Below are 20,973 nucleotides of genomic sequence, written 5' to 3' on the forward strand. Positions count from 1 at the left end.
AGAGGAAACCATGCCGAATCGCGAGGAACCGCGCCAAGCCTCCGCCCGGGAGACGGCCGCCAACGCCGAGCGCTTGCGCAAACAAGGCGACTTGGAAGCCGCGCTCCAATTATTTGATGAAGCGCTGCGCAAACAGCCCGATTACCTTTGGGCCGAGGCCCACCGCGCCGAGGTCTTGCGGGCGTTGTTTCGTTTTGAGGAGGCTGTTGCCGGTTTTACCCGCGTTTTGGCAAGTTTGCCCGACTACCTTTGGGCGCGTGCCCATCGTGGCGCGGCTTTTTATTACCTACGCCGCTACGACGCGGCGTTGGACGATTTAAACGCCGTCATCGCCGCACGGGCCGATTACGTTTGGGCCTTGGCCTACCGACCCCACGTCACCATCGCGCTCAAACGGTACGATGAAGCCCTTGCCGATGTCGACGCTTTTTTGGCGTTGGACCCCTCCTTGTTACCCAACCAAGAGGGGGAACGGGGCATGCTGCTGAACTATCTGGGCCGATTCGAGGAATCGGTGCCGCTGTGTGATCAAGGCTTGGCCAAGGACAAAAACGACTTCATCGCGGCTTACACGCGCACGGTTGCGCTGGCCCAACTGAAGGGCGTCGCCGCCGCGCCGATTGCCGCGACCCGAGCTTTATTGCAGCGTTTGCGCCGTGCCGGAAGCGGTGATCCCGGTTTAATCGATTACCGCTTGGGCGGCTGTGCCGCGCTTGAAGGCCGCCGCGATGAGGCGCTGGCATGCTTGCGCTCGGCCATCAACTTACACCATGAACCCATCGAAACGGCACGGCACGATCCCGCGTGGCATGCCCTTCACGACGATGCCGGTTACCGCGCGCTGATCGCACCCGCCGAGGTGTAAGCCATGGGGGAAACCAACGCGGTCACCCCGCGCAAAGCGGCGATGGAAGCCAAACGCCTGGCGCAACAGGGCGAACAGATGCGTTTGGCCGGCGACCCGAGTGGGGCGGTGGCCTTATTCTCCCGTGCGCTTGAATGGGCACCGCGGTTCGCCTGGGCGCTGGCCCATCGCGGCGCGGCCCACCGACAACGCGGCAAGGAACACTACCGCGCCGCCTTGGCCGACTTTGAGCAAGCGCTCGTACACGATCCCGATTACGTATGGGCGATTGCCTTCCGCGCGCGCATGTACGAACTGTTTCGTGATTACCAACGCGCCTTGGTTGATTTCGACCGTGCCATCGCCATGGACGACACCATTATTGGTTTTTGGCGTTCCGAACGGGCCTTGCTCCTGTGTTTTAACCGGCGCTATCAGGAGGCGCGGGTGATGTGTGACGAGGCCCTGCGGTGCCAAAAAAACGACCATTTTGCGACCTATGTACGCGCCGTGATCGCGGCCTGTTTCGACGGCGGGCGCGATGCGGCCTTGTGGCGGCAACGGGCTGAAAAGCTGCTCCAGCCGCTCGCGCTCGAGCCGGGCCCCGAGCAGGGAATCGCCCTGTATCGCTTGGCCGGTTTGACGGCCTTGTACGGCGCGGGTGATCAAGCTAAGGCGTTGTTACGGAGAGCCTTACCGCTTGAGAAAGAAGCTGTTGAATTTGCACGTCACGATCCTGCCTGGTATGGTTTTTACGACGACCAGGAGTTTCAACTCCTTGTAACAGATAGGTTTGGCGATCTAACTGTAGGATAAGTTTGGATTCTGCTGTAATTTTCTACGGATGCGTTATAATTGAAGCTTAACGTTTTCCGTGACAATTCATAGCCGAGCCCGCGGGTGTCATTAAGATTCGCGACAGAATCTTTGATGAACAAGCTGGGCTGAGTAACTTGGAGGAATCTCATGGCAGAGATTAAACGTGACGCGTTCGGTTGGGCCAAACAGGGCGACATCTACCGCGGCATGTTGGAACGAGACGAATTACTTGAGGTGAGTGAACAGCGTGAGGTGACCGATCTCGCGTTAAAAGCGTTTGATACCGCATTGGAAATGGGTGAAAAAGAATGTCCTAAAAATGATCGCTTCCTTTCGTGGGTTCACGCCCACAAGGGCGACACCCTTTGCATGGACAAGCGTTTTCCCCAGGCTATGGACAGTTACCACAAGGCGATTGCGCACAACCCCAACTACCCATGGGGCTTGGCGCATATGGGCGATTGCCTGCGTCTCATCGGTGTTCAATTATTAGCTACCGGGAAAGTGGCCGAGGCGACAAAAACCTTTGTCGATGCGTTGGCCGCTTTTGACAAAGCACTCAAACTCGATAACTGCTATGCCTGGGCGTGGGCCCACCGTGGTGGTGTTTTGCGTTACATGGGCGCTACGCCTGACGAACGTTATGAATTTAACAAACAAGCTTCGGAAAGTTTTACACGGGCTCGGGAACTCAATACCGATTACGCTTGGGCACAGGTTTACAACTCGATTTCGCTGAAAATCATGGGCAAACGCGATCCAATGCTGTGGCGTCCGGCCTACCTGTTGTTGGCCCACGCCGCCAAAACCTATCCCGACATCTTCAACCAGGGTTTGCACGATCAGGTGGTTAAGCCGGTGGAGGGTCAGGTCTACGCACTGGAAGAAGCCGACAACGCCGATCCGTTCAATGCCTTTTTCGCGGCCGGTTTGCGTTTTGCGAAAGGTACCCTGCCCGAGGACGATCCCAGTTTCAAAGCCGCCGAGGAAGCCGGCCTGATTTAAAATTCACTTTGATTAAGATTCACAAGGAGAGAGAAGTGAGCACCGTTTTGGATTTCATGACCCAGCTCGCCGCCGACCCCCGGCAGCAAGCCGATTTTGCCCAAAACCCCGAGCAAAGCCTGCGTGCGGCCGGTTTTGCGGCGGGTAGCCAAGAGGCCCGTGATGTATTAAAGACGCGTGATTTCGCCATGGTTAACGGCAGCTTGACCCTGTCCGATCCCGGACCTGACCCGCTGCCGGATCCCGATCCCTTCCCCGGCGGTCCCGGCGGACCACCGCATCGCTAAACCAAGAAAGGCAACGTTCCACACGTTGCCTTTTTTAATGCCCGCTGGTTCGGTTTTCGCAGAAAACAAAACGCGTTCTTACCTAAGAGGCGCGATAAGAGCGAGAGGGGTTGGCTAAAGATCTGGAGCGAAATGGCTTGGGGAAAGCGGGCCGGGGTCGCGCACGACGCGCACCCGCTGGGTGCGGTGCGTATTTTCACAGGCCGTTGTAGCCCAGAGGTTTAGTCAAAACCACCGCGAGTTATCGCGCTTCTTAGGTCTTAGGATGGGCAGGATGGATAGAGGATGCGGCTGGGGCTTTGGTGCGCTTGTTTGCAGGTACCCGTCCGCGGATGAAGCCGTAACTTCGGTGAGCAATAATGGCTAGGTTTTTCATTGTTTTGATTTAAATAGTTTGTCGTGTTGCGGTTCAGGGGGACTTGGGTGATCGAAGTGACGGGTTTATCCGCGGGCGTGATTCAACCAGCCCAACATTTGTTGGGCGGGCAAGGGTAAACAGGCCCGACGCCCATCCTCATTTTGTCCTGGGATCCTGAGAAATTATTTGAGGTTAACCACCACTTGGTTACGGCCTTTGTTTTTGGCCTGGTACAGGCCGCGGTCGGCCTCGCGGATCATTTCGTCCAAGGTGTTGGCGAGGTAGGTGGAAACGCCGATACTGACCCGTACATGAATGGGTTTATGGTTGATGTAAAAGACGTTTTCCTCAATGGTGGCGCGCACTTTTTCGAAAACGCGCAGGGCCTCGCGGTAGTTGAGGTTGAGGGCCGCCACGCAAAACTCTTCCCCACCGTAACGGGACACCAAATCGGCCTTGCGCAGGTTGCGTTGCAACAGGGCGGAAACCTGGCGCAATACCTGGTCGCCGGCGTCATGGCCGAACGTATCGTTAATGGATTTGAAGTAGTCGACATCAATCATGGCGATGCACAGATTGAGGTTGCCCCGTTGCGCATTGGCAAAAAGTTTGTGGCCGGCTTCCATAAAGTAACGCCGATTGTAGAGGCCGGTGAGGTAATCGCGGTAGGCGGCCTCGCGAATTTCGAGGATGGTGTCGAGCCGGTCCAGGTTGTTGATGACCCGGCAAAGAAATTCGCTGTTGCTTACGGGTTTGGCGAGGAAATCGTTGGCGCCGGCGCGTAATAGGCGATCCGGGATGGTTTTGCCGTCCGCGGCGGAAATGCACAAAACCGCCAGTTCATCGCGCGAGTAGGTTTCACGCAGGCGGGCGGTGAGCGCCAAACCATCCATCGAGGGCATGTAATAGTCAATCACGGCCAGCCGGATATCCGGCTCTTTGCCCAGGATTTCAAGGGCGGCATAGGCGTCGGCGGCCTCAAAAACGGTCAGACGGTGTTTTTCCAGGAGGTTGCGCAGGTGCAGCCGCGAATAAGCCGCGTCGTCCACGATCAAGACCTTCACGCCCTTGTTTTTATCGAGCCGGTTGATGAGTCGAACGATGTGGTCGACCTCGTGGATGCAGGTTTTGTGAACCGTGTCGAGGATCCAGGGACTTTTGGTGGTGGGTTCTTCCTGAGTGTCGCAGGTGGTAAAGGCGATGGTGGGCAACTGATGTTCGTCAATCAAGTTTTCGAGAATGGCCTGGGCCGCGCGCGATTCGGGCCACTCCACCAAAAAGACAAAGAAGTCCTTGCGGAAGGTCTGCAAGAGCGATGCGGCTTCCTCGAGTGTGTGTGCGGAGCTAATGGGAAATGAGAGCCGACAACGGATCCGGTAAGACAGCAATTGGGCGACGGACCCGTCATTCTCGAAAATGAGGACACGGTGCATGTCAAAAGTTCCTGGTGCGAGATCAAGTGAAGAATGAAACAAAATTAAATTGATCCTTGACATTACAACGTATCGTTTTCGAATTGCCAAGAAAAATGTGGCTATAACAGTGTTTTTTTATGGAAGCGTCGTGCGATTTTGACTGATGTTGCGTGTGTGGATGGTTTTTTTTGATTTGGTTATTTTTGTAGCTGGGGGGAGGGGGTTTGCTGAAGTTTCTAATATTGGACGTGTGTATTTTATTTTAATGAGGCGGTTTTTAAGAGGGTGATGGGGATTGGAACACCCAACAACCGCTTGCCGAGGCCGGCGCACACCGGCGGCAAGCGATGGGTGGTTTCGCCAACGCGGGTCTGGCCGCGTTGTCCTCAACAGTTAGGTGTAGCGCGCCGTGCGCCATTGCGCATCGTAAAACTCGGGCAGCAAGCTGTCTACCTGGAGTAACCCACGTCGGGTTAGGGTGATACGTCCGTCTGTCACCTTGAGCATGTCCGCCGCCTGCCAATGGGTCAGAGCCTCGTCGAAGGTTTCCAGCAGGTTCACACCAAACTTCTCGTTGAGCCCCTTGGGATCCAGCTCGCCCAGCTTGAGTTGCAGGATGGTTTCACGGATCAGGCGGTCGCGTTCACTGGTTTGGTAGGCCCTGCGGACCGGTAGCTCGGCCGCTTCCACCGCTTCGATGTAGCGTTCGATTGAGGGATGGTTTTGGTAGTGAATCCCGCCGAGATGGCCGAAGCTGGAGCAGCCGAGGGGCAGGAGATCGGCACCGTGCCACAAGGCGTCGCGGTAAACGAAGCGCGAAGGGCTGTTTTTCTTCACCATGGTGTAGGCGCTGGAAATTGCGTAGCCCGCGTCCTGTAACCGATCAATCGCCTCGCTGTGCCAGGCCCGTTTGGTTTGCCAATCGGCAAATACCTCTCCCTCGGCGCCTTGTAACAAGCCTTTGGAGTAAACCGTATTATAAGGAAGTTCCATTTGGTAAATCGTAATACTATCAGGGTCTACTTCGATTGCTTTTTCAATGTTTTGTTGCCAGTTATCTTCTGTTTCGCCGACCATGCCCGCGATGAGATCGATGTTGAGTTGGTCAAAACCGCGCGCTTTGATCCAGGGCAAGACGCGGTAGATTTCACCCGACAGGTGGGCACGTCCGTTTTCGCTTAAAATCGCGTCGTCGAAATTTTCCACGCCGAGACTGAGCCGGGTCACCCCGACCTCGCGAATGGCGTCCAGCTTGGCTTCCGTCAGCGTGCCGGGTTCGCATTCAAAGGTGACTTCTTCCATGGCTTCAAACGACCAGTTTTCCCGCAGTCCCTCGAACAAGCGGCGCAGGTGTTTGGCGCTGATATAGGACGGGGTACCGCCGCCGATGTACAAAAATTTCGGTTTGCGGCCTTGCACCGCGGGGACCTGACTGATTCGGCCCATTTCGGTGATTAAGGCGTCCACGTAGCGCTGGATCTGCTTGCTGTTCTTGTCGGTGTAAACCTTGAAGTAGCAGAACTTGCAGCGCTTGCGACAGAAAGGGATATGGACGTACAGGCCCAGTGGGTGTTCGTGCGCGGGGGGCGTTGCAAAAACGTCGCGCAGCGGGTCCACGGCGCGTTCGTGCCAACCCGAAAACGGTGGGTAATTTGAAATAAAAACGCTACCGACCTCGGTTTGCTGGGTTTTGGTTGTTTCCTCGGCTGCCATGTCCACTCCTTCTCGCTAACTAGGGCTTTGCTTTGCTAAAACACAGGATCAGGCCGTTTTTGAGACCCTGTACCAGGTGGCCGCGACCGACCGCGGGTGAGGCGATCATCGCGCCGTCGCCTTCGTAGCGCCACACCTTTTCGCCTGTTTTGATGTCGACCATTTCAAGGCGGCCCGACATATCGCCGACCACCGCCAAATCGCCGCTGATGACGACCGATGCGTCAAATTTGGCGCGGCTTTTGTGGGTCCACAACCCTTTGCCGTCCTTGATTTGAATGCCGTGAATCATTTTGTCGCGACCGCCGATCACCAGCATGTCGCCTTTCAGCGCGGGAGAACCGTAAAAGGGGAACGCCCGCTCGGGGTGACGGTAGGTCCAACGGGGTTTGTGGGTTGTGAGATCCAGGGCGACCACCTCGTTGCCGAAGGTTCCCAGGTAGAGGGTCCGGCCGTCGCTGACCGGGCTGCCCGCGATGTAGCCGCCAATTTCGTATTGCCAGGCCGGATCGCCCGTTTTTTTGTGGTAGGCGCGAATCAGCCCGTCGCAGCCCGCGATGATCACCTCGGTGCCCACCAGAACCGGGGTGGCGTGAATATAGCCGTCGGTTTCGCGGGCCCAGAGCTTTTTGCCGGTTTCGAGGTCCAGGCAATAGAGGTTGTAGTCGTAGGCGCCAATGTAGAGGTGGTTGCCGTCGAAATTGGCGGAGGCGGCGATGCCCGCCTCCGCTTCAAAACGCCACAGTTCTTTGCCGTCCGCGGCGTTGAGCGCGTAAAACGTGCCGCTTTCGTCGCCGAAATAGAGGCGGCCCTTGTGGACCAGCGGCGAGGATTTAATCGCGTCCTTGGCTTTGAATTGCATGCGAATCGAGCCGTCGTCGAGCTTCAGGCCGTAGAGCGTGCCGTCGAGGCTGCCCACGTACACCGTGTCGCCGACGATGGCGGCACTGGACTCCACGTCGTCCTCGGCTTCGAACACCCATTTGACCTTGAGGTTGCGGGCCAGGGAAGCCGTCGCCGCGCCCGTCAAACTGGGATTGCCGCGGTACATGGTCCAGTCGTCGGCCAAGACGGGTGAAGAAACAAACAGCAGGAGGGCCGCGCCTAAAAGACGGCCGGTTTGATGGTGCATCGATACCTCGCTACAACGCGTTGCGGTAAAGCTGAATGAAATCAGTTTTGTCGAAGGGGATTGGATTGAAGTTGCCGGTCCACTGGGTCATCGCGTTTTCGGCCAATTCACCCAGGTGTTGTTCTTCCACGCCGAACATCGACAACTTGTTGGGCAAACCGGCGAGGTCCATAAACTGTTCGAATTGGGCGGCAAGCGCCTCGGCCGGGCTTTGATCCGGGCGGGGGGTGAGGTTGCCGGCGCGCGCCAGATCGGCGTACAAATCGCCGACCTCGCTTTGGTTGGTGCGAATCACATGGGGCATCATCAGCCCCACCGCGCTGCCGTGGGCCACGTCGAAAAAGGCCGTGAGCGGGTTGCCGGAGGCGTGGGCGCCGCCGAGCATGGCGTGTTCAATGGCCATGCCCGCGTAGTGTGCGCCCAGTTGCATCGAACCCCAGGCGTCCATATTGTTTTGGTCGTTAAGGACGGTTTCGAAATGGGTTGCAAGCAGGCGCCAGGCCTCGCGGGCGAACATCGAAGAGAGGGGATTGCGGCGGGTGCAGACGAAACTTTCCAGCGCGTGGGTCATGGCGTCAATGCCGGTGGTGGCGATGACGTTAATCGGCAGGCTGGTCAGCAGTTCGGGATCGAGGATCACCGCGGAGAAGCGCGCCTTGCGATCCCCGCAGGCCATTTTGCGGTGGGTCTGTTCTTGGGAAATCAGCGCGAATGACTGGCCCTCGCTGCCGGTGCCGGCGGTAGTGGGAATGCCGATGGAGGGGAGCATGGGTTGCTTGGCGCGACCGTAACCCCAGTAATCTTCCATGCGTCCGCCGTTGGTGAGCAAGAAATTAATGCCCTTGGCGCAGTCCATGGCGCTGCCCCCGCCGAGGGCGACGATCAAATCGATATCGCCCTGGTCCTTGGCGAATTGGGTGCCCAGCTCCACCGTGGTGGTGGTGGGGTTTTCGCAGACCCTGTCAAACTGGGTGACGTCAAAACCGGCGTCGCGCAGCAGTTGGTAGCTGTGTTCCGCGTGGCCCGCCTGAATCAGGCCGGGATCCGTCACCAGCAGGATGTGTCCGGCTTGGAGTGAGCGGGCCGTTTCGGGCAAAAGATTGAGCTTGCCGCGACCGCAAATGAGGTGGGTGGTGGGGTCGAAATCAAAACCGGCTTCGGGGTTATACGGCTGGTGTTCGTGAGGATGGTGGGACATAGCAACCTTTTCGCACAAGATGGTGGGCGGGAACCTGATGGAACCCAACACTGAAAACCGTCGGTGTTGGGGGAGGGGTTGGGTTAGCTCGCGGCGAATTGGACCGCGCGCCTTTTGTAGAGCAGTTCGAAAAGGTTGCCCTCGTGGGGATGATCCCAGCGAACCGTATTGGTCGGCAGCGCGCCGATATTGATGCGGTCAATGTGGGGTGAGTCCAGCATGGCGTTGATGAGGGATTCCTGCTCGCTGATTAAAGAGAGGGTGAGGGTCGGTCCCAGTTTTTCGGCCATTTGGTCCGGTTCCACTTCAACAAACGCGGCGAAGGGGAACAAATATTCCGCGCTCGCCAGCGGATGGTCGTGGTCGCACCAAATCAAGGTGGGCTGGAGGAACAAGGTGTTGTCGATTTCCACCAAACGCGGGCCGCCGCGGTATTTGGCGGTCAAATCTTCCGCGCCGCCTTGGGCCAGTTGCGCCTCAATGCGTTCGTCCAAAAGATGGGCGAGGCGGCGGTTGGTGAAGCCGGCCAGTTGGGCGTTGGGATCGTCGAGTGCGGTGGCTTTGATGCCCGCCAATTTTTTCGCCAAGGCCTCGGCAATGGCGCGGCTGCCGGGCGGCGCCCACACCGCGGAGGTGTTGACGCAACTGCGCCCGCCGTTGGCGGCAATCGCTTGGGTCAGCACATCCACGTGCTGCTCGCCGTTTTCCAGGGCGTCGGGGCCGAGGATCATTTTGCTCCAGCCGGGGCCGTGAATTTGGATGCGGCCCGTGCCGCGCCAGGCGTCGACCGTGCGCGCGTCCCCGAAAAACAAAGCGCGATCACAGCGGATCAGGATTTCGTTGGCGCCCGCATGGTCGCTGGGATAAAACCCAAAGGCCGCGGGCGGGTAACCGGCGGCGATCATGGCCTGGATAATGCGCATCGGCGTCCAAGGCTCCTGGCTGCCGGGCCGCAGCATGACGGGGATGCGCATGGCCGGGGTCGGCACCCACAGCGCGTGTACGCCCGGCGAGTTGCTGGGCAAAATGGCGCCGAGCGCGTCGGCCTCGCGGCGGTACGCGCGGTTGAGCGTATCTTGATTCGCGCCTTGGCTGAGGCCGTCGATGATGGTTTTGGTCATGCGCAGCGCGGTGGCCACTTTTTCCATGTTGGCCGCGCACATGTTGGCGGGCAGGCCGGTGGTTCCCGACTGGCACCGAATGAATTCCTCGCGTGACTGCATGACCCCGTCAATGGGATCGACCGGCAGCGTGGCTTCCAAAAAGAGATCGGCCGCTTGGTTGGACATGTCGTAGAGCTTTTGGGCGGGAATCGCGGCCAGCGTTTGCTGGTAGGCGGCGGTTTGGTTCAAATCGCGTGCGATCAAGCCGCTGTTGGCTTGGCTGACCAGGGCGAGGGGTTCCCCGCTGCGAATGTCGTGCAGGGTTTGGGTGTTCAGGCTGCGGTAGGCTTTGCCGGCGCGCAGGACGGGAACGTGCAGCATTAGTAAACCCCCACAACCACGGATTCTGAGAACCGTGTGAACAGGCGTAGGTTGGACACGCCGTCCCAGGGATACCATTCGGTGGGTTCGGCGCGTTCGCCTTCATCGCGCTCGAGGAAACGCGGCACGAAAAATTCCTTGGTCAACGTGGTCAGGCGCACGCGGCCGGTTTCGCCGTAGGCGACCCGGCGGTCCGGCTGGTCGGGATCGACCAGTTCAAATACCGCGCGCGGCAGGGGCGGGTAGTAGGTAATGGTGTAATCACCGTCGTTTTGGTAGGGCTTGTGGCAGGCCAGACCCATCAAGGTGTTGCCGTAGGTGGGGACGAATTCGATGGTGGGTACCAGTTCTTCCTTGGCGAAGCGGTGGAACTGGGCGTTCATTTCGGTGCCGCCGCAGAAGATGCCTTTGATGCCCACGTCGGCCAGATCAATTTTTTCGCAAATCGCTTCTAACAGCTTGGGCGTGGTGAACAGGCATTCGATGGTTTTGTGGGTTTTGAGGCGGACCAACGCTTGTTCCACCACGTGGTCGCGGTACGCCGTAAATTCGGTGTGTTTGCCCGCTTTGATCAGTTTGTTGACCCAACGGGGATCCAAATCGACCATAAAACAAATGCCGCCGCGGTGTTGGGCCAGGTGTTCGATGGCCAAACGCAGGCGGCGCGGGCCGCTCGGACCGACCATCAACCAATCGGCACCCTTGGGAAAGGCTTCGTCGCTGAGCGTGCTGCTAAACAGCTCGTAATCGGTGCGGTAGTCTTCAATATTAATGCGTGACTTGGGAACCCCGGTGGAGCCGCCGGTTTCGAAGACGCTGACCGGCCGGCCGGCAAATCCTTGGGGGATCCATTCGCGTACCGGCGTTTTGCGCAGCCATGCGTCCTCGAAGGTTCCGAGCAGTTTGAGGTCGTCGTAACCGCGAATGCGGTCGCGCGGGTCGAAATCCAGCGACGCGGCGTACTTCAACCAGAACGGGGTGCCCTTTTCGGGGTCAAAGTGCCAGTTCACGACTTCGCGGACTTGATCGTCCAATTGCTTTTTGGCTTGTTCGATTCGCGTTTCAAGAGATGTCATGGAAAAAACCTCGATATGGCGTGGGGTTCGGGGTTCAACGCGCCGGTCGAACGGGTCATTTCGGCAGCAAGAAGGCGCGTTCGTCGCATGGCTTTGGGGCCTGGCGCCCGGTAGGAACCGGCTGTTTCGGCTCGGACCGGCGCGTGTGGCCTGCGGCGTGAAGCATGTGGGGTCCCGTTCATTATGGCAAAGATCGGCACCGGTTACACCTGCGACCCGCGGATCGCCGCGGGGAAGGCGGGCTAACGACGAGGAAGCTGGAACTTCTCGCACCGCCATGCGTATCTTACGGTTATGCGTGTGCCTGGGTTTGAAGATATTGTCGGAAAGAGCCTTTTGTCGCTTTTTTCGCTCGGTTAATGAACTCATGCACCTTATGGCTTCCGGCCCTGGTCCATGGAAAACACGAAGGATTCCACGGCTTTCCCGTGATTCCTTGTTTCTCCCAGCGTCGGTCGCGGTATGATGAAGCATCTCGTTAACAAGCTGCGTTCGTTTCACCGGCCCTAGCCGTGCATCAACCAAGGTGTTGTCCACGAAACCCGCTGTTGGCGAGGCCCGTGTGTTGGCTTGTCGTTTGCCGCCATTGCGCGGCCCGTTTGTTTCGCGTCCACCGGACCCCTGTGACCGGAACCAACACGCGGCCGAACACACCACCCGGAACCGAATGATGACCCGTGGCACCCGCGCCGCCCGATTGGGGGCCGGGACCGGACCCCGACACGGCCAAAACCGTCACCTTGTTGCCCAAGATTCCAACCGCGTCGGGTTGTGAACGCCACACTTTTGAAAAAACTGCTTTTATCCCATTCAGGAGATGCATTATGAAGCAAACGATGATGCCGCGTTTACCGGCACGGGCCGGTCTTTTCCTGGCATTGGCCTGTTTCTGCCTGCCGCTGACGGCCGGTACCGACCAGTGGGTTCACTGGCGAGGCCCCACGCAAAAGGGGACGGCCGAGGCCGAAAACCTGCCCGAAAAATGGTCCCAAAAAGGGGAGAACCTGCTGTGGCACGCGCCCTACGGCTCGCGTATGGCGCCGCTGGTGATGAACGGCCACGTGTACATCATTAACCTGGCCGGTGAGGGTGAGACGGCGCAGGAACGGGTGATGGCGCTCGACCTCAATACCGGTGAAGTGGTGTGGGAGTACCGCTTCAACGTCTTTTTGACCGATATCGTCGCCCACCGCGTCGGCAATGCCGTGCTCGCCGGCGACCCCACCTCCGGTTACATTTACGCCCAGGGCGTTCAAGGCCTGTTCTATTGCTTTAACAAAGACGGCAAAGTAGTTTGGCAGCATTCGCTGACCGAACAGTTCGGCCGTATTTCCGGCTACGGCGGCCGGGTCCACTCGCCGTTTATCGTCGACGATCTCGTGATTATCGGCGTTATGAACAGCAGTTGGGGACCCCACGCGCGCCCCAACCACCGCTTTTTGGCGCTCGACAAGAAAACGGGCGAAACCCTGTGGTGGTCCACCACCAGCGCGCAACCGCTCGACACCACCTATTCCGTGCCTTTTGTGACCAACCTCGACGGACGCAAGGTCTTTTTCACCGGCATGGCCGACGGTTCGGCCCAAGCCCTCGACGCCTACACCGGCGAAATGGTTTGGAATTACCGCTTCGCCAACCGCGGCATTAACGTCTCGCCGGTTTACGCCGACGGCATCGTTTACATCGCCCACTCCGAGGAAAACATCGGCACCCCGCAAATGGGTCGTTTGCTGGCGCTTGACGCGCGCATGAGCGGCGACGCCTCGGACCAAAAACCCAAGTGGGACATCATGGGCCTGGCCGACGGCTACGCCTCGCCGATTCTCACCGACGACTTCCTGGTTGTCGCCGACAACAGCGCCAACCTCTACGCGCTGGATCCCAAAACCGGCAAACAACTGTGGCACCTCAACTACGGCACCGCCGCGCGCGGCTCGGGTGTCTACGCCGACGGCAAAATTTACATCGGTGAAATGAACGGCGCCTACCACATCATTCAAGCCGACAAAAACGGCGCCAAGCATCTGCACGAGGAAGTGTTCCGTCAGCAAGACGGCTCGCCGATTGAAATCTTCGCGTCTCCCGCCGTCGTGCAAAACCGGGTGATCCTGCCCACCATCCAGGACATCTACTGCATCGGCAACAAAGCCAAAATCGGCGAAGCCAAGGCTGTCGCCGAGGCGATCCCGCCCCGCAAACGCAAAGCGTCCGGCAAGGCGGCGAGCATTCGCATCATGCCCGCGGAAACCTGGCTCGCGCCCGGTGAGAAGCAGGCTTTTCGCGTGGCCGCTTTCGACGCCAAGGGCGTGCCCATGGGTATGGTTGAAGCCGAGCTGAGTGCCAAAGGCTTGCCCGGCAAGTTAGACGGCAAAACCTTTGTCGCCGGTGAAACCACCAACACCCGCGGCGGAACCATCACCGCCAAATACGGCGACTTAACCCATCAGGCGCGGTTACGCGTATTCCCCAAGCTGCCTTACCACGAGGATTTTGAAGACCTAAAAGCCGAGGTTCCGCCCGCCGGCTGGATTACGTCCAAAACCAAAAGCATGGTGATTGAACAAGACGGTGGCAAAGTCCTGAAGAAGCTGGCCGACCGGCCCGCGCCGCCCTTTGCCCGCATGCGCAACTACATCATGCCGCCGCTGCCCGCCGGCTACACCATTCAGGCCGACGTCAAAGGCGAGGCCAAACGCAAACGGTTTGTGCCCGACATGGGGCTGATCAACTCGCGTTATTTCATGGTGCTGATGGGGACCGTGCGCAAACGCGTTGTGCGTTTGGTGACCTGGGATCCCATGCCGCGCCTGCAGGTGGACGTGCCTTTCGCCTGGGAAGCCGAGAAGTGGTACACCATGAAAATGTCCTACGACATCGTCGACGGCAAAGGCCTGGTTCGCGGCAAGGTCTGGGAACGCGGTACCGAGGAACCCAAGGATTGGACCATCGAAATGACCGATCCCGTTCCCAACGAGGGCGGCAGCCCCGGTCTCTACGGCTACTCCGTGGCCATCACCGCCAAGTCACCCGGCACCCCGGTCTACTACGACAACGTTGTGGTCGAAATGAACAAGTAACGCAAAACCAACGCCGGGGCGGATGTCTGCTAGGATGAGGCGGACGCCCCCGTTTGATTTGATGTTCTGCGATGATAAGTGAGGAATACCCATGAAAAAGGTAATTGTGTCGATCCTGGTGTTTGCCTTGTTAACCACCGTCCAAGCCGCGGATTGGACCCTGTGGGGCGGCAGCATGGATCGCAACATGGTGAACGACAAAGAAAAGAACATGCCCACCAAGCTGGATCCCAAGGACAACCCCCAACTGTTGTGGGTTGCCCAGCTTGGTTCTCAAAGTTACGGCAACCCCGTCATCGCCGACGGGCGCGTGTTTGTCGGCACCAACAACCAGGCTGAACGCCATCCCGACATCAAAGGAGACAAAGGTAACATCATGGCCTTCTCCGAAAAAGACGGGACCTTCCTGTGGCAAATGGTTCACGACAAGCTCAAAGCCGGCCGTGTCAACGACTGGCCCTTGCAGGGCGTTTGCAGTACCCCGCAAGTCGTCGGCAACCGTTTGTACTACGTCAACAACCGTTGTGAGCTGATTTGTGCCGATGTGGAAGGCCTGGCCAACGGCAACCAGGGCGTGCAAAACGAAACCTACAAAGGCGAAAAACACGGCGACATCATCTGGGCCTACGACATGATGGAAGAACTGGGCGTGTTCCCCCACAACCTGGCCACTTCCTCGCCGCTGGTCAAGGACGGTTTGGTCTTCCTGCTCACTGGCAACGGCGTTGACGAGGGCCACCTCAACCTGCCCTCCCCGCTTTCGCCCGCCTTCATCGCGGTCAACGCGGAAACCGGCGAATTGGTCTGGGAATTCGGCGAAATCGAGCAAGTACTTCACGGTCAATGGTCTTCGCCCGCCTACGGCGAGATCGGCGGCAAAGGCCAAGTGGTGTTCCCCGGCGGTGACGGCTGGGTTTATGCGCTGGAGCCCAAAACCGGCAAGTTAATCTGGAAATTCGACTGCAACCCTAAGGACTCCAAATGGGAGCTGGGCGGTACCGGCACGCGCAACAACCTGATTTCCACGCCCGTGTTCTACAAAGGCCACGTGTACATTGGGGTCGGTCAGGATCCTGAACACGGTTCCGGCATCGGCCACTTCTACAAAATCGACGCCTCAGGTAAAGGGGACATCACCAAAACCGGCGCCAAGTGGCACTACGGCAACAAAGATTTCGGCCGCACCATGTCGACCGTCAGCATTAAAGACGACCTGGTTTACGTATCTGAGCTGGACGGCATCCTGCACGTGTTGGACGAAAAAACCGGCAAACCCGTGTGGAAACACGACCTGTTCGCCGCGGTTTGGGGCTCCACCATGCTCGTTGACGGCAAAGTGTACATCGGCGACGAGGACGGCGACATCGCCATCTTGAAGCACGGCAAGGAAGAAAAGGTCCTGGGTGAGTTCAACCTGGGTAGCGCGGTCTACACCACGCCTTCTCCCGCCAACGGCGTGTTGTACATCGCCAGCCGCAACAAGCTGTTCGCTTTTAAAATGAAGTAATCCCCATTGTTGATACAACAGGGACCACGTTCGTGTTCGCGCGAACGTGGTCCTTATTCGTTAGGAAAGACTATGCGTATCCTTGTTTCTGTTTTTTGCCTGCTGTTGAGCCTGCCCTTGTGGGCGCATTCATTTACCCTGACCGAAACCCACGTCGCCTTTCGCGACGGATTCTTTCAAATCGAAATGCGTTGTGACCTGGACGCCTTGGCCTTGGGTGTGCCCCAGGAAAGCGACGACCAAGCCTTGTACGACGCGCTCAGCGCCAAAACGCCGGAGGAACTGGCCGAATTAAAAGCCGGGTTGACGCGCCATTTCGAGCGTCGCATCCGCGTGCGTTTCGACGATCAACCGGTTCCTTTTAACGTGGTGCTCGCCCCGGAGGCGCGCTTCGCAACGGCCGAGGTTGAAGCGGAAGCGGCGGTACCCAGTTTCCTCGGCACCCTGGTTCGATTCGAGGGCACCGTCCCGGCGGAAAGCCAAACCTTTAGCTTTTTTGCCTCGCGCAGTTTCCCGGCGGTTAAATTGATCTTCGTCGACGCCCCGGCCGAGGCGCAAGTGGTGCCCCTGCCCCAAGGCGCACGCTCCGAACCCCTGGCCTTCCGCGACTTGAAACCGCCAGGCGCGGCCACGGTGTTCGGCCGGTACACCGTGCTCGGATTTCTCCACATCTTGCCCAAGGGCCTCGACCACATTCTGTTTGTACTGGGCCTGTTTTTGCTGTGTAACCGCCGCAAACCCTTGCTGATCATGGTCACGGGTTTCACCCTGGCCCACTCGCTGACGCTGGCTTTGAGCGTGCTCGGTATCGTGCAGTTACCCAGCCGCCCGGTGGAAATCCTCATTGCCTTGTCGATTTGTTACGTGGCGATTGAGGTCGCCCTGGGTCGTGAATACCGCATGCGCCATACCCTGGTTGTGTTTGCCTTCGGTTTGCTCCACGGCCTGGGTTTCGCGGGTGTGCTCACCGAGTTGGGATTGCCGGAGGGCCAACTGGTTCTGGCGCTGTTCGCCTTCAACATCGGCGTCGAACTGGGCCAGATCGCGGTATTGGTCGGTGCCTTTGCCGTGTTCGGCTGGTGGCGCGCCAAGGCTTTTTACGAACCCTACCTGGTTCGGCCCGCCAGCGTGCTGATCGGCTGCATCGGCCTGTTTTGGGTCGTCGAACGCTTTATCGGCTAAGTTCCGTTTCTTCTGGTTCCACGGCCGCCTACTTTTCCAGGGCGGTCGTGAGGCCTTTGGCGTGTGGGCTCACGTGAAAATTGAGGTGACAAACCTACTGTTGAAGGCTTTTCTGCCTTTTTTTGATTTCGGCCGCAAGTGCTGCTTTGCTGGGTGCATTGGGTTGGAAAACCTTTTTGGCTTCGATGTGAACCCCCAGGAAGAGCAAGGGCATCATCATCATAAGCGTAAAACCGTTCGCAAAAAGAATCGATCCGAGGGCCGCGAGGGCGATAGCGGCATAATGCACGATGGCAATGGTGCGGCCGAGGGGGCGACGTTTCATGGAGAGGAACGCGACCACGCCCCACCAGGTTGACAGCGCGGCTAATAAAAGGGCCCACATGATGCCACCTTCAAAGGCCATGATTGCCGTGAGGAGCACCGTCACCACGGATGCGGTGACGGTAAGCCGTTCACTTAAGGTCACCAAACCGGTGCGAAACTTGAATTTTTTGAGTTCATCCAGGGACATATCGGTGAGACCGCGCGATTCCTGAGTTAAATCGGATTTCTCCTGGGTTTCCTTGGTTGGGTGTTGGACCGTGGGTGCTTGGTAGTTGCGCACATCCTGTAACTGTTCGAGGCGAAGCGTTGCCTCGGTTGAGGTGGACGTTTCGAGGGAACCCATGGTTTGGTGTTGGGTGGTGGACGCATGATAGCTATTTATATTCATTAGCGCTCCTTAGGATGGAATAGGATTGGCTAGGTAGCAAAACCATTTGGTTTAACCACGTCAGCCCATTCCATCCGGCGCGCGATCCCTTTTGAACGTGCCATCTCTGCCGGCCAATCGGTTTGGCCGAGGCAATGATTTTATATTCCGGTCCTCGCTACGGCGGCCCGGTTTGTCGGCGTGCAGATCGATTGTGGCGGCCACATTCGGGCGTCAATCCGTTCATTCGTCCTTGTTTCTGATCGCAAGTTTAACCTCTTTTCGGTTGGGCGCGCCGCGTTCAAAAACAGGGGCGGCTTGAATATAGGCGGCGAGAAAGACGATTGGAATGACAAGCCCCCCCAAGCCGCCCGCGCCCGTTACCAAATGGAAGATCGAGGAAAGAATCATCAACGAAAAGTGGGTAATGGCAAGGTATCGTCCGATTGGTAGCCGCTTCATTGAAAGAAAGGAAACCGCGAACAGCCAGAGCGTGAAGATGCTTGAAAGGCCGGCCCCAATCATTTCTTGGTCCATGAGCAGGCGCACCGTGACGAGGAGCATGACCGTGGCGCCGATGGCGATGAGCCACTCCATGATAATGACGTTGCGATGTTGTTGATTTAATTTTTTGAGTTCTTTTTTCGACAGATTTTGAAGCGCGTCGTCCGTTTGACGGCGATTGGGTAACGGCTGATCGGGTGCTTGAAAGGGATTTTCACTCATGGTTAAGACCTCGGATTTTATTTGGGTATCGTCGCTTCCGCTCACATAGATAAGGACGCATTTTGTGATGCCGGCCTCGGCGGGTTGGGATGGGAAACCCCCATTTACGGATTTCTGATGTGCCTTGGTTCGCTTTTTCCACAACCTGGCTTCGTTCCCGTGAGGGGCCGTTTCGTTTCGGTTGGTTGGGCAGCGCGGAATGATGACAACCAGAGCCACCACCATGTCCTTCAAAAAGTGTATGCGCAATCAAGCGGCTTTTGCGCCGACGCCAGGCAAAAATCGGTCACACCCACCCGCGTGGCTGTTGCGGGTGGTATGGCCGTTTGGGATCAAGAAGGATCATGCGTGGTTTGTTCCCCGGTTTGGACGTGCCACAGCTTGGCGTAGACCCCGTTTTGCGCCAACAAGTTTTCGTGGGTGCCCTGCTCGGCCAGACGACCTTGATCCAACACCAGGATTTGATCCGCGTTGCGAACCGTCGAGAGGCGGTGGGCGATGACAACCGTCGTGCGCTGGTGGGCGACCCGTTCCAAACTGCGTTGGATGGCGGCTTCGGTTTCGTTGTCCACCGCGGAGGTGGCTTCATCCAAAATCAGAACCGCGGGGTCCTTTAGAATGGAACGCGCAATCGAGAGCCGTTGCCGTTGACCGCCCGACAATCTTTGGCCCCGTTCGCCCACGCGCGTGTCGTAGCCGTTGGGCAGGCGCGTGATGAATTCGTGGGCCTCGGCAAAACGCGCCGCTTGTTCGATTTCGGCGTCGCTTTTGTCAAAACTGCCGTAGGCGATGTTTTCGCGGATGGTGCCGTCAAACAGGAAAACGTCTTGGCTGACGAGGCCGATGCTCCGGCGCAGATCGGTTAGGTCGGCGTCGCGCAAATCGATGCCGTCGACGGAAATCGCGCCGTCGGTGACGTCGTAAAAACGCAGCAGCAGCTTGACCAGGGTCGATTTACCCGAGCCGGTGGCGCCGACCACGCCCACGGTTTGTTTGGCTTCGATGGCGAAATTCAAATCACGCAGGATCGGGTGGCCCTCGGTATAGGCGAACCCCACGTCTTTGAAACGCACCGCGCCGTCGCCGGGATGGAGTTTGAGGGCCGTGGTGCCGGAAACCATGCCGACCGGCGTGTCGAGCAAATCCATGATGCGTTGGGTGGACGCCATGGCGCGTTGGTACTGATCGACCGTTTCCGCCAGGCGCGTCAGCGGCCACAACAGGCGTTGCGTCAGGAAGATAAGCACGCTGTAGATGCCCACGTCGAGCTGCCCGTCGAGGGTCATTTTACCGCCCAGGTACAGCGTGCCGCAGAAACCCACCAGGATCACCATGCGGATGACCGGCACAAAAGCCGAACTGGTGCGAATGGCGGCGGCGTTGGCGATTTTGTACTGTTGCGATTCACGGTCGAGTTGTTCGATTTCGTACTGTTCCGAGACGTAACTTTTGACCGTGGCGATGCCGCCCAGGCTGTTGGCCAGGTGGCTGCTGAGGCGGGAAACCCGTTCGCGCACCTCGCCGTAAAGCGGTTCCAGGCGGGATTGGAACTTAAAGGCGCCGTAAATGACCAGCGGCATCGGCAACATCGCGGAAAGGGCGATGGTGGGTGAGGCCGCCACGAAAATCGCGCCGACGATGATCACCGTGGTGCTGACCTGAATCAGCTCGTTGGCGCCGCCGTCGAGAAAGCGTTCCAGTTGGTTGACGTCGTCGTTGAGCACCGCCATGATGCGCCCGGAATGGGTTCGTTCGAAATAGGCCAGTTCCAGCTTCTGCAGATGGGCCCAGGCGTCGAGTCGGGCGGCGTGTTGGATATCTTGGCTGAGGTTGCGCCACAACACTTTAAAGGCGTATTCAAAAATGGATTCCAAACCCCAGATCAGCACCGTTAAAAACGTGAGCAGCGCCAGTTGATCCTCAAGGGCGACCACACCCCAGTTTGCAAACCAAGAGTTTTCCCGTTGCACCACGATATCGACCGCGGCGCCGATTAACAGCGGTGGGGCCAGATCGAAGAGTTTGTTGAGAAAGGAACACAGGGACGCCGCTTGAATGCGCAGGCGCCAGGGGGTGGTGTAACGCAAAAGGCGACGCAGGGGCGCGGTTGCGGGTTGTGACACGGTGCCTCCAGTGGCTTGGAAAAAGAAAACCTCGGACAGGTTCCGACGAAAGGACCCATTCTAGCCTGGATTCCGTGTCGTTTTGTGGTCTGGTTTGCAAGATCGTCGCCCGGTCTCATCATTTTTTAGGGTCAGGTTGGAAACTCGGCGCGCCGGCCCATCACCAACCAAGGGAATAGTGCGTCAACCGTCACTGAATTGCCGCGGCTTCCTCACAATATTGATGAAGGTTGACTCGGTCTGGACAATGAAGCCTGCATCGTGGGTCAAGGTGAACGCAAAGCCTTGGCGCTCACGGGTTTTTCCTGTAGGGTAGCCTTGTTTGATACACCG

At 58.1% G+C, this 20,973-nt stretch carries 16 protein-coding genes; 7 read left to right on the forward strand and 9 right to left on the reverse strand.

Annotation, left to right across the window (positions count from 1 at the left end; all coding sequences use genetic code 11):
• Positions 1-10 precede the first annotated feature (10 nt).
• The 4 genes from J3U88_RS04060 (at position 11) to J3U88_RS04075 (ending at position 2,955) form a co-directional block, all read left to right on the forward strand.
• The gene (locus J3U88_RS04060) at positions 11-865 is read left to right on the forward strand and encodes a tetratricopeptide repeat protein (protein WP_207856975.1); all 855 of its coding nucleotides are present in this window, start codon (positions 11-13) and stop codon (positions 863-865) included.
• Between the two features lie 3 nt (positions 866-868).
• On the forward strand, positions 869-1,660 hold the full coding sequence (locus J3U88_RS04065; RefSeq protein WP_207856976.1) for a tetratricopeptide repeat protein: 792 nt from the start codon (positions 869-871) through the stop codon (positions 1,658-1,660).
• Between the two features lie 150 nt (positions 1,661-1,810).
• Positions 1,811-2,668: a tetratricopeptide repeat protein gene (locus J3U88_RS04070; RefSeq protein ID WP_207856977.1), complete on the forward strand. Its 858-nt coding sequence runs from the start codon at positions 1,811-1,813 to the stop codon at positions 2,666-2,668.
• Between the two features lie 35 nt (positions 2,669-2,703).
• Positions 2,704-2,955, forward strand: a complete 252-nt coding sequence (locus tag J3U88_RS04075) for a hypothetical protein (protein ID WP_207856978.1) — start codon at positions 2,704-2,706, stop codon at positions 2,953-2,955.
• Positions 2,956-3,495: 540 nt separating this feature from the next.
• Here J3U88_RS04075 and J3U88_RS04080 read toward each other — a convergent pair.
• The 6 genes from J3U88_RS04080 to J3U88_RS04105 form a co-directional block, all read right to left on the reverse strand.
• Entirely contained in the window at positions 3,496-4,746 is a 1,251-nt protein-coding gene (locus J3U88_RS04080; RefSeq protein ID WP_207856979.1) for a GGDEF domain-containing response regulator, read from the reverse strand.
• 375 nt (positions 4,747-5,121) lie between these two features.
• Entirely contained in the window at positions 5,122-6,441 is a 1,320-nt protein-coding gene (locus J3U88_RS04085) for a coproporphyrinogen-III oxidase family protein (protein WP_207856981.1), read from the reverse strand.
• Between the two features lie 19 nt (positions 6,442-6,460).
• A complete protein-coding gene (locus J3U88_RS04090; RefSeq protein ID WP_207856983.1) occupies positions 6,461-7,573 on the reverse strand; it encodes an outer membrane protein assembly factor BamB family protein in 1,113 nt (370 codons plus the stop codon).
• A 10-nt stretch (positions 7,574-7,583) separates the two neighbouring features.
• A complete protein-coding gene (locus J3U88_RS04095; RefSeq protein ID WP_207856985.1) occupies positions 7,584-8,771 on the reverse strand; it encodes an iron-containing alcohol dehydrogenase in 1,188 nt (395 codons plus the stop codon).
• Positions 8,772-8,854: 83 nt separating this feature from the next.
• Complete coding sequence (locus tag J3U88_RS04100; protein WP_207856987.1) at positions 8,855-10,255, reverse strand: aldehyde dehydrogenase family protein; 1,401 nt, start codon at positions 10,253-10,255, stop codon at positions 8,855-8,857.
• Positions 10,255-11,331: a hypothetical protein gene (locus tag J3U88_RS04105; RefSeq protein WP_207856989.1), complete on the reverse strand. Its 1,077-nt coding sequence runs from the start codon at positions 11,329-11,331 to the stop codon at positions 10,255-10,257. The genes J3U88_RS04100 and J3U88_RS04105 overlap by 1 nt, the downstream gene beginning before the upstream one ends.
• A gap of 824 nt (positions 11,332-12,155) precedes the next feature.
• Here J3U88_RS04105 and J3U88_RS04110 point away from each other — a divergent pair.
• From J3U88_RS04110 to J3U88_RS04120, 3 genes are all read left to right on the forward strand, one after another.
• The gene (locus J3U88_RS04110) at positions 12,156-14,408 is read left to right on the forward strand and encodes an outer membrane protein assembly factor BamB family protein (RefSeq protein ID WP_207856990.1); all 2,253 of its coding nucleotides are present in this window, start codon (positions 12,156-12,158) and stop codon (positions 14,406-14,408) included.
• A gap of 91 nt (positions 14,409-14,499) precedes the next feature.
• The gene (locus tag J3U88_RS04115; protein ID WP_207856992.1) at positions 14,500-15,915 is read left to right on the forward strand and encodes an outer membrane protein assembly factor BamB family protein; all 1,416 of its coding nucleotides are present in this window, start codon (positions 14,500-14,502) and stop codon (positions 15,913-15,915) included.
• Positions 15,916-15,987: 72 nt separating this feature from the next.
• The gene (locus J3U88_RS04120) at positions 15,988-17,097 is read left to right on the forward strand and encodes a HupE/UreJ family protein (protein ID WP_207856993.1); all 1,110 of its coding nucleotides are present in this window, start codon (positions 15,988-15,990) and stop codon (positions 17,095-17,097) included.
• Between the two features lie 94 nt (positions 17,098-17,191).
• On the opposite strand, the gene J3U88_RS04125 is transcribed toward J3U88_RS04120, so the two are convergent.
• The 3 genes from J3U88_RS04125 to J3U88_RS04135 form a co-directional block, all read right to left on the reverse strand.
• Positions 17,192-17,812, reverse strand: coding sequence for a hypothetical protein (locus J3U88_RS04125; RefSeq protein WP_207856994.1), 621 nt, complete (start codon positions 17,810-17,812; stop codon positions 17,192-17,194).
• 222 nt (positions 17,813-18,034) lie between these two features.
• Positions 18,035-18,517, reverse strand: a complete 483-nt coding sequence (locus tag J3U88_RS04130) for a hypothetical protein (protein WP_207856995.1) — start codon at positions 18,515-18,517, stop codon at positions 18,035-18,037.
• A gap of 332 nt (positions 18,518-18,849) precedes the next feature.
• Positions 18,850-20,640, reverse strand: a complete 1,791-nt coding sequence (locus tag J3U88_RS04135) for an ABC transporter transmembrane domain-containing protein (protein ID WP_207856996.1) — start codon at positions 20,638-20,640, stop codon at positions 18,850-18,852.
• Positions 20,641-20,973 lie beyond the last annotated feature (333 nt).

It is taken from the genome of Acanthopleuribacter pedis (assembly GCF_017377855.1).
Taxonomy (GTDB): Bacteria; Acidobacteriota; Holophagae; order Acanthopleuribacterales; family Acanthopleuribacteraceae; genus Acanthopleuribacter; species Acanthopleuribacter pedis.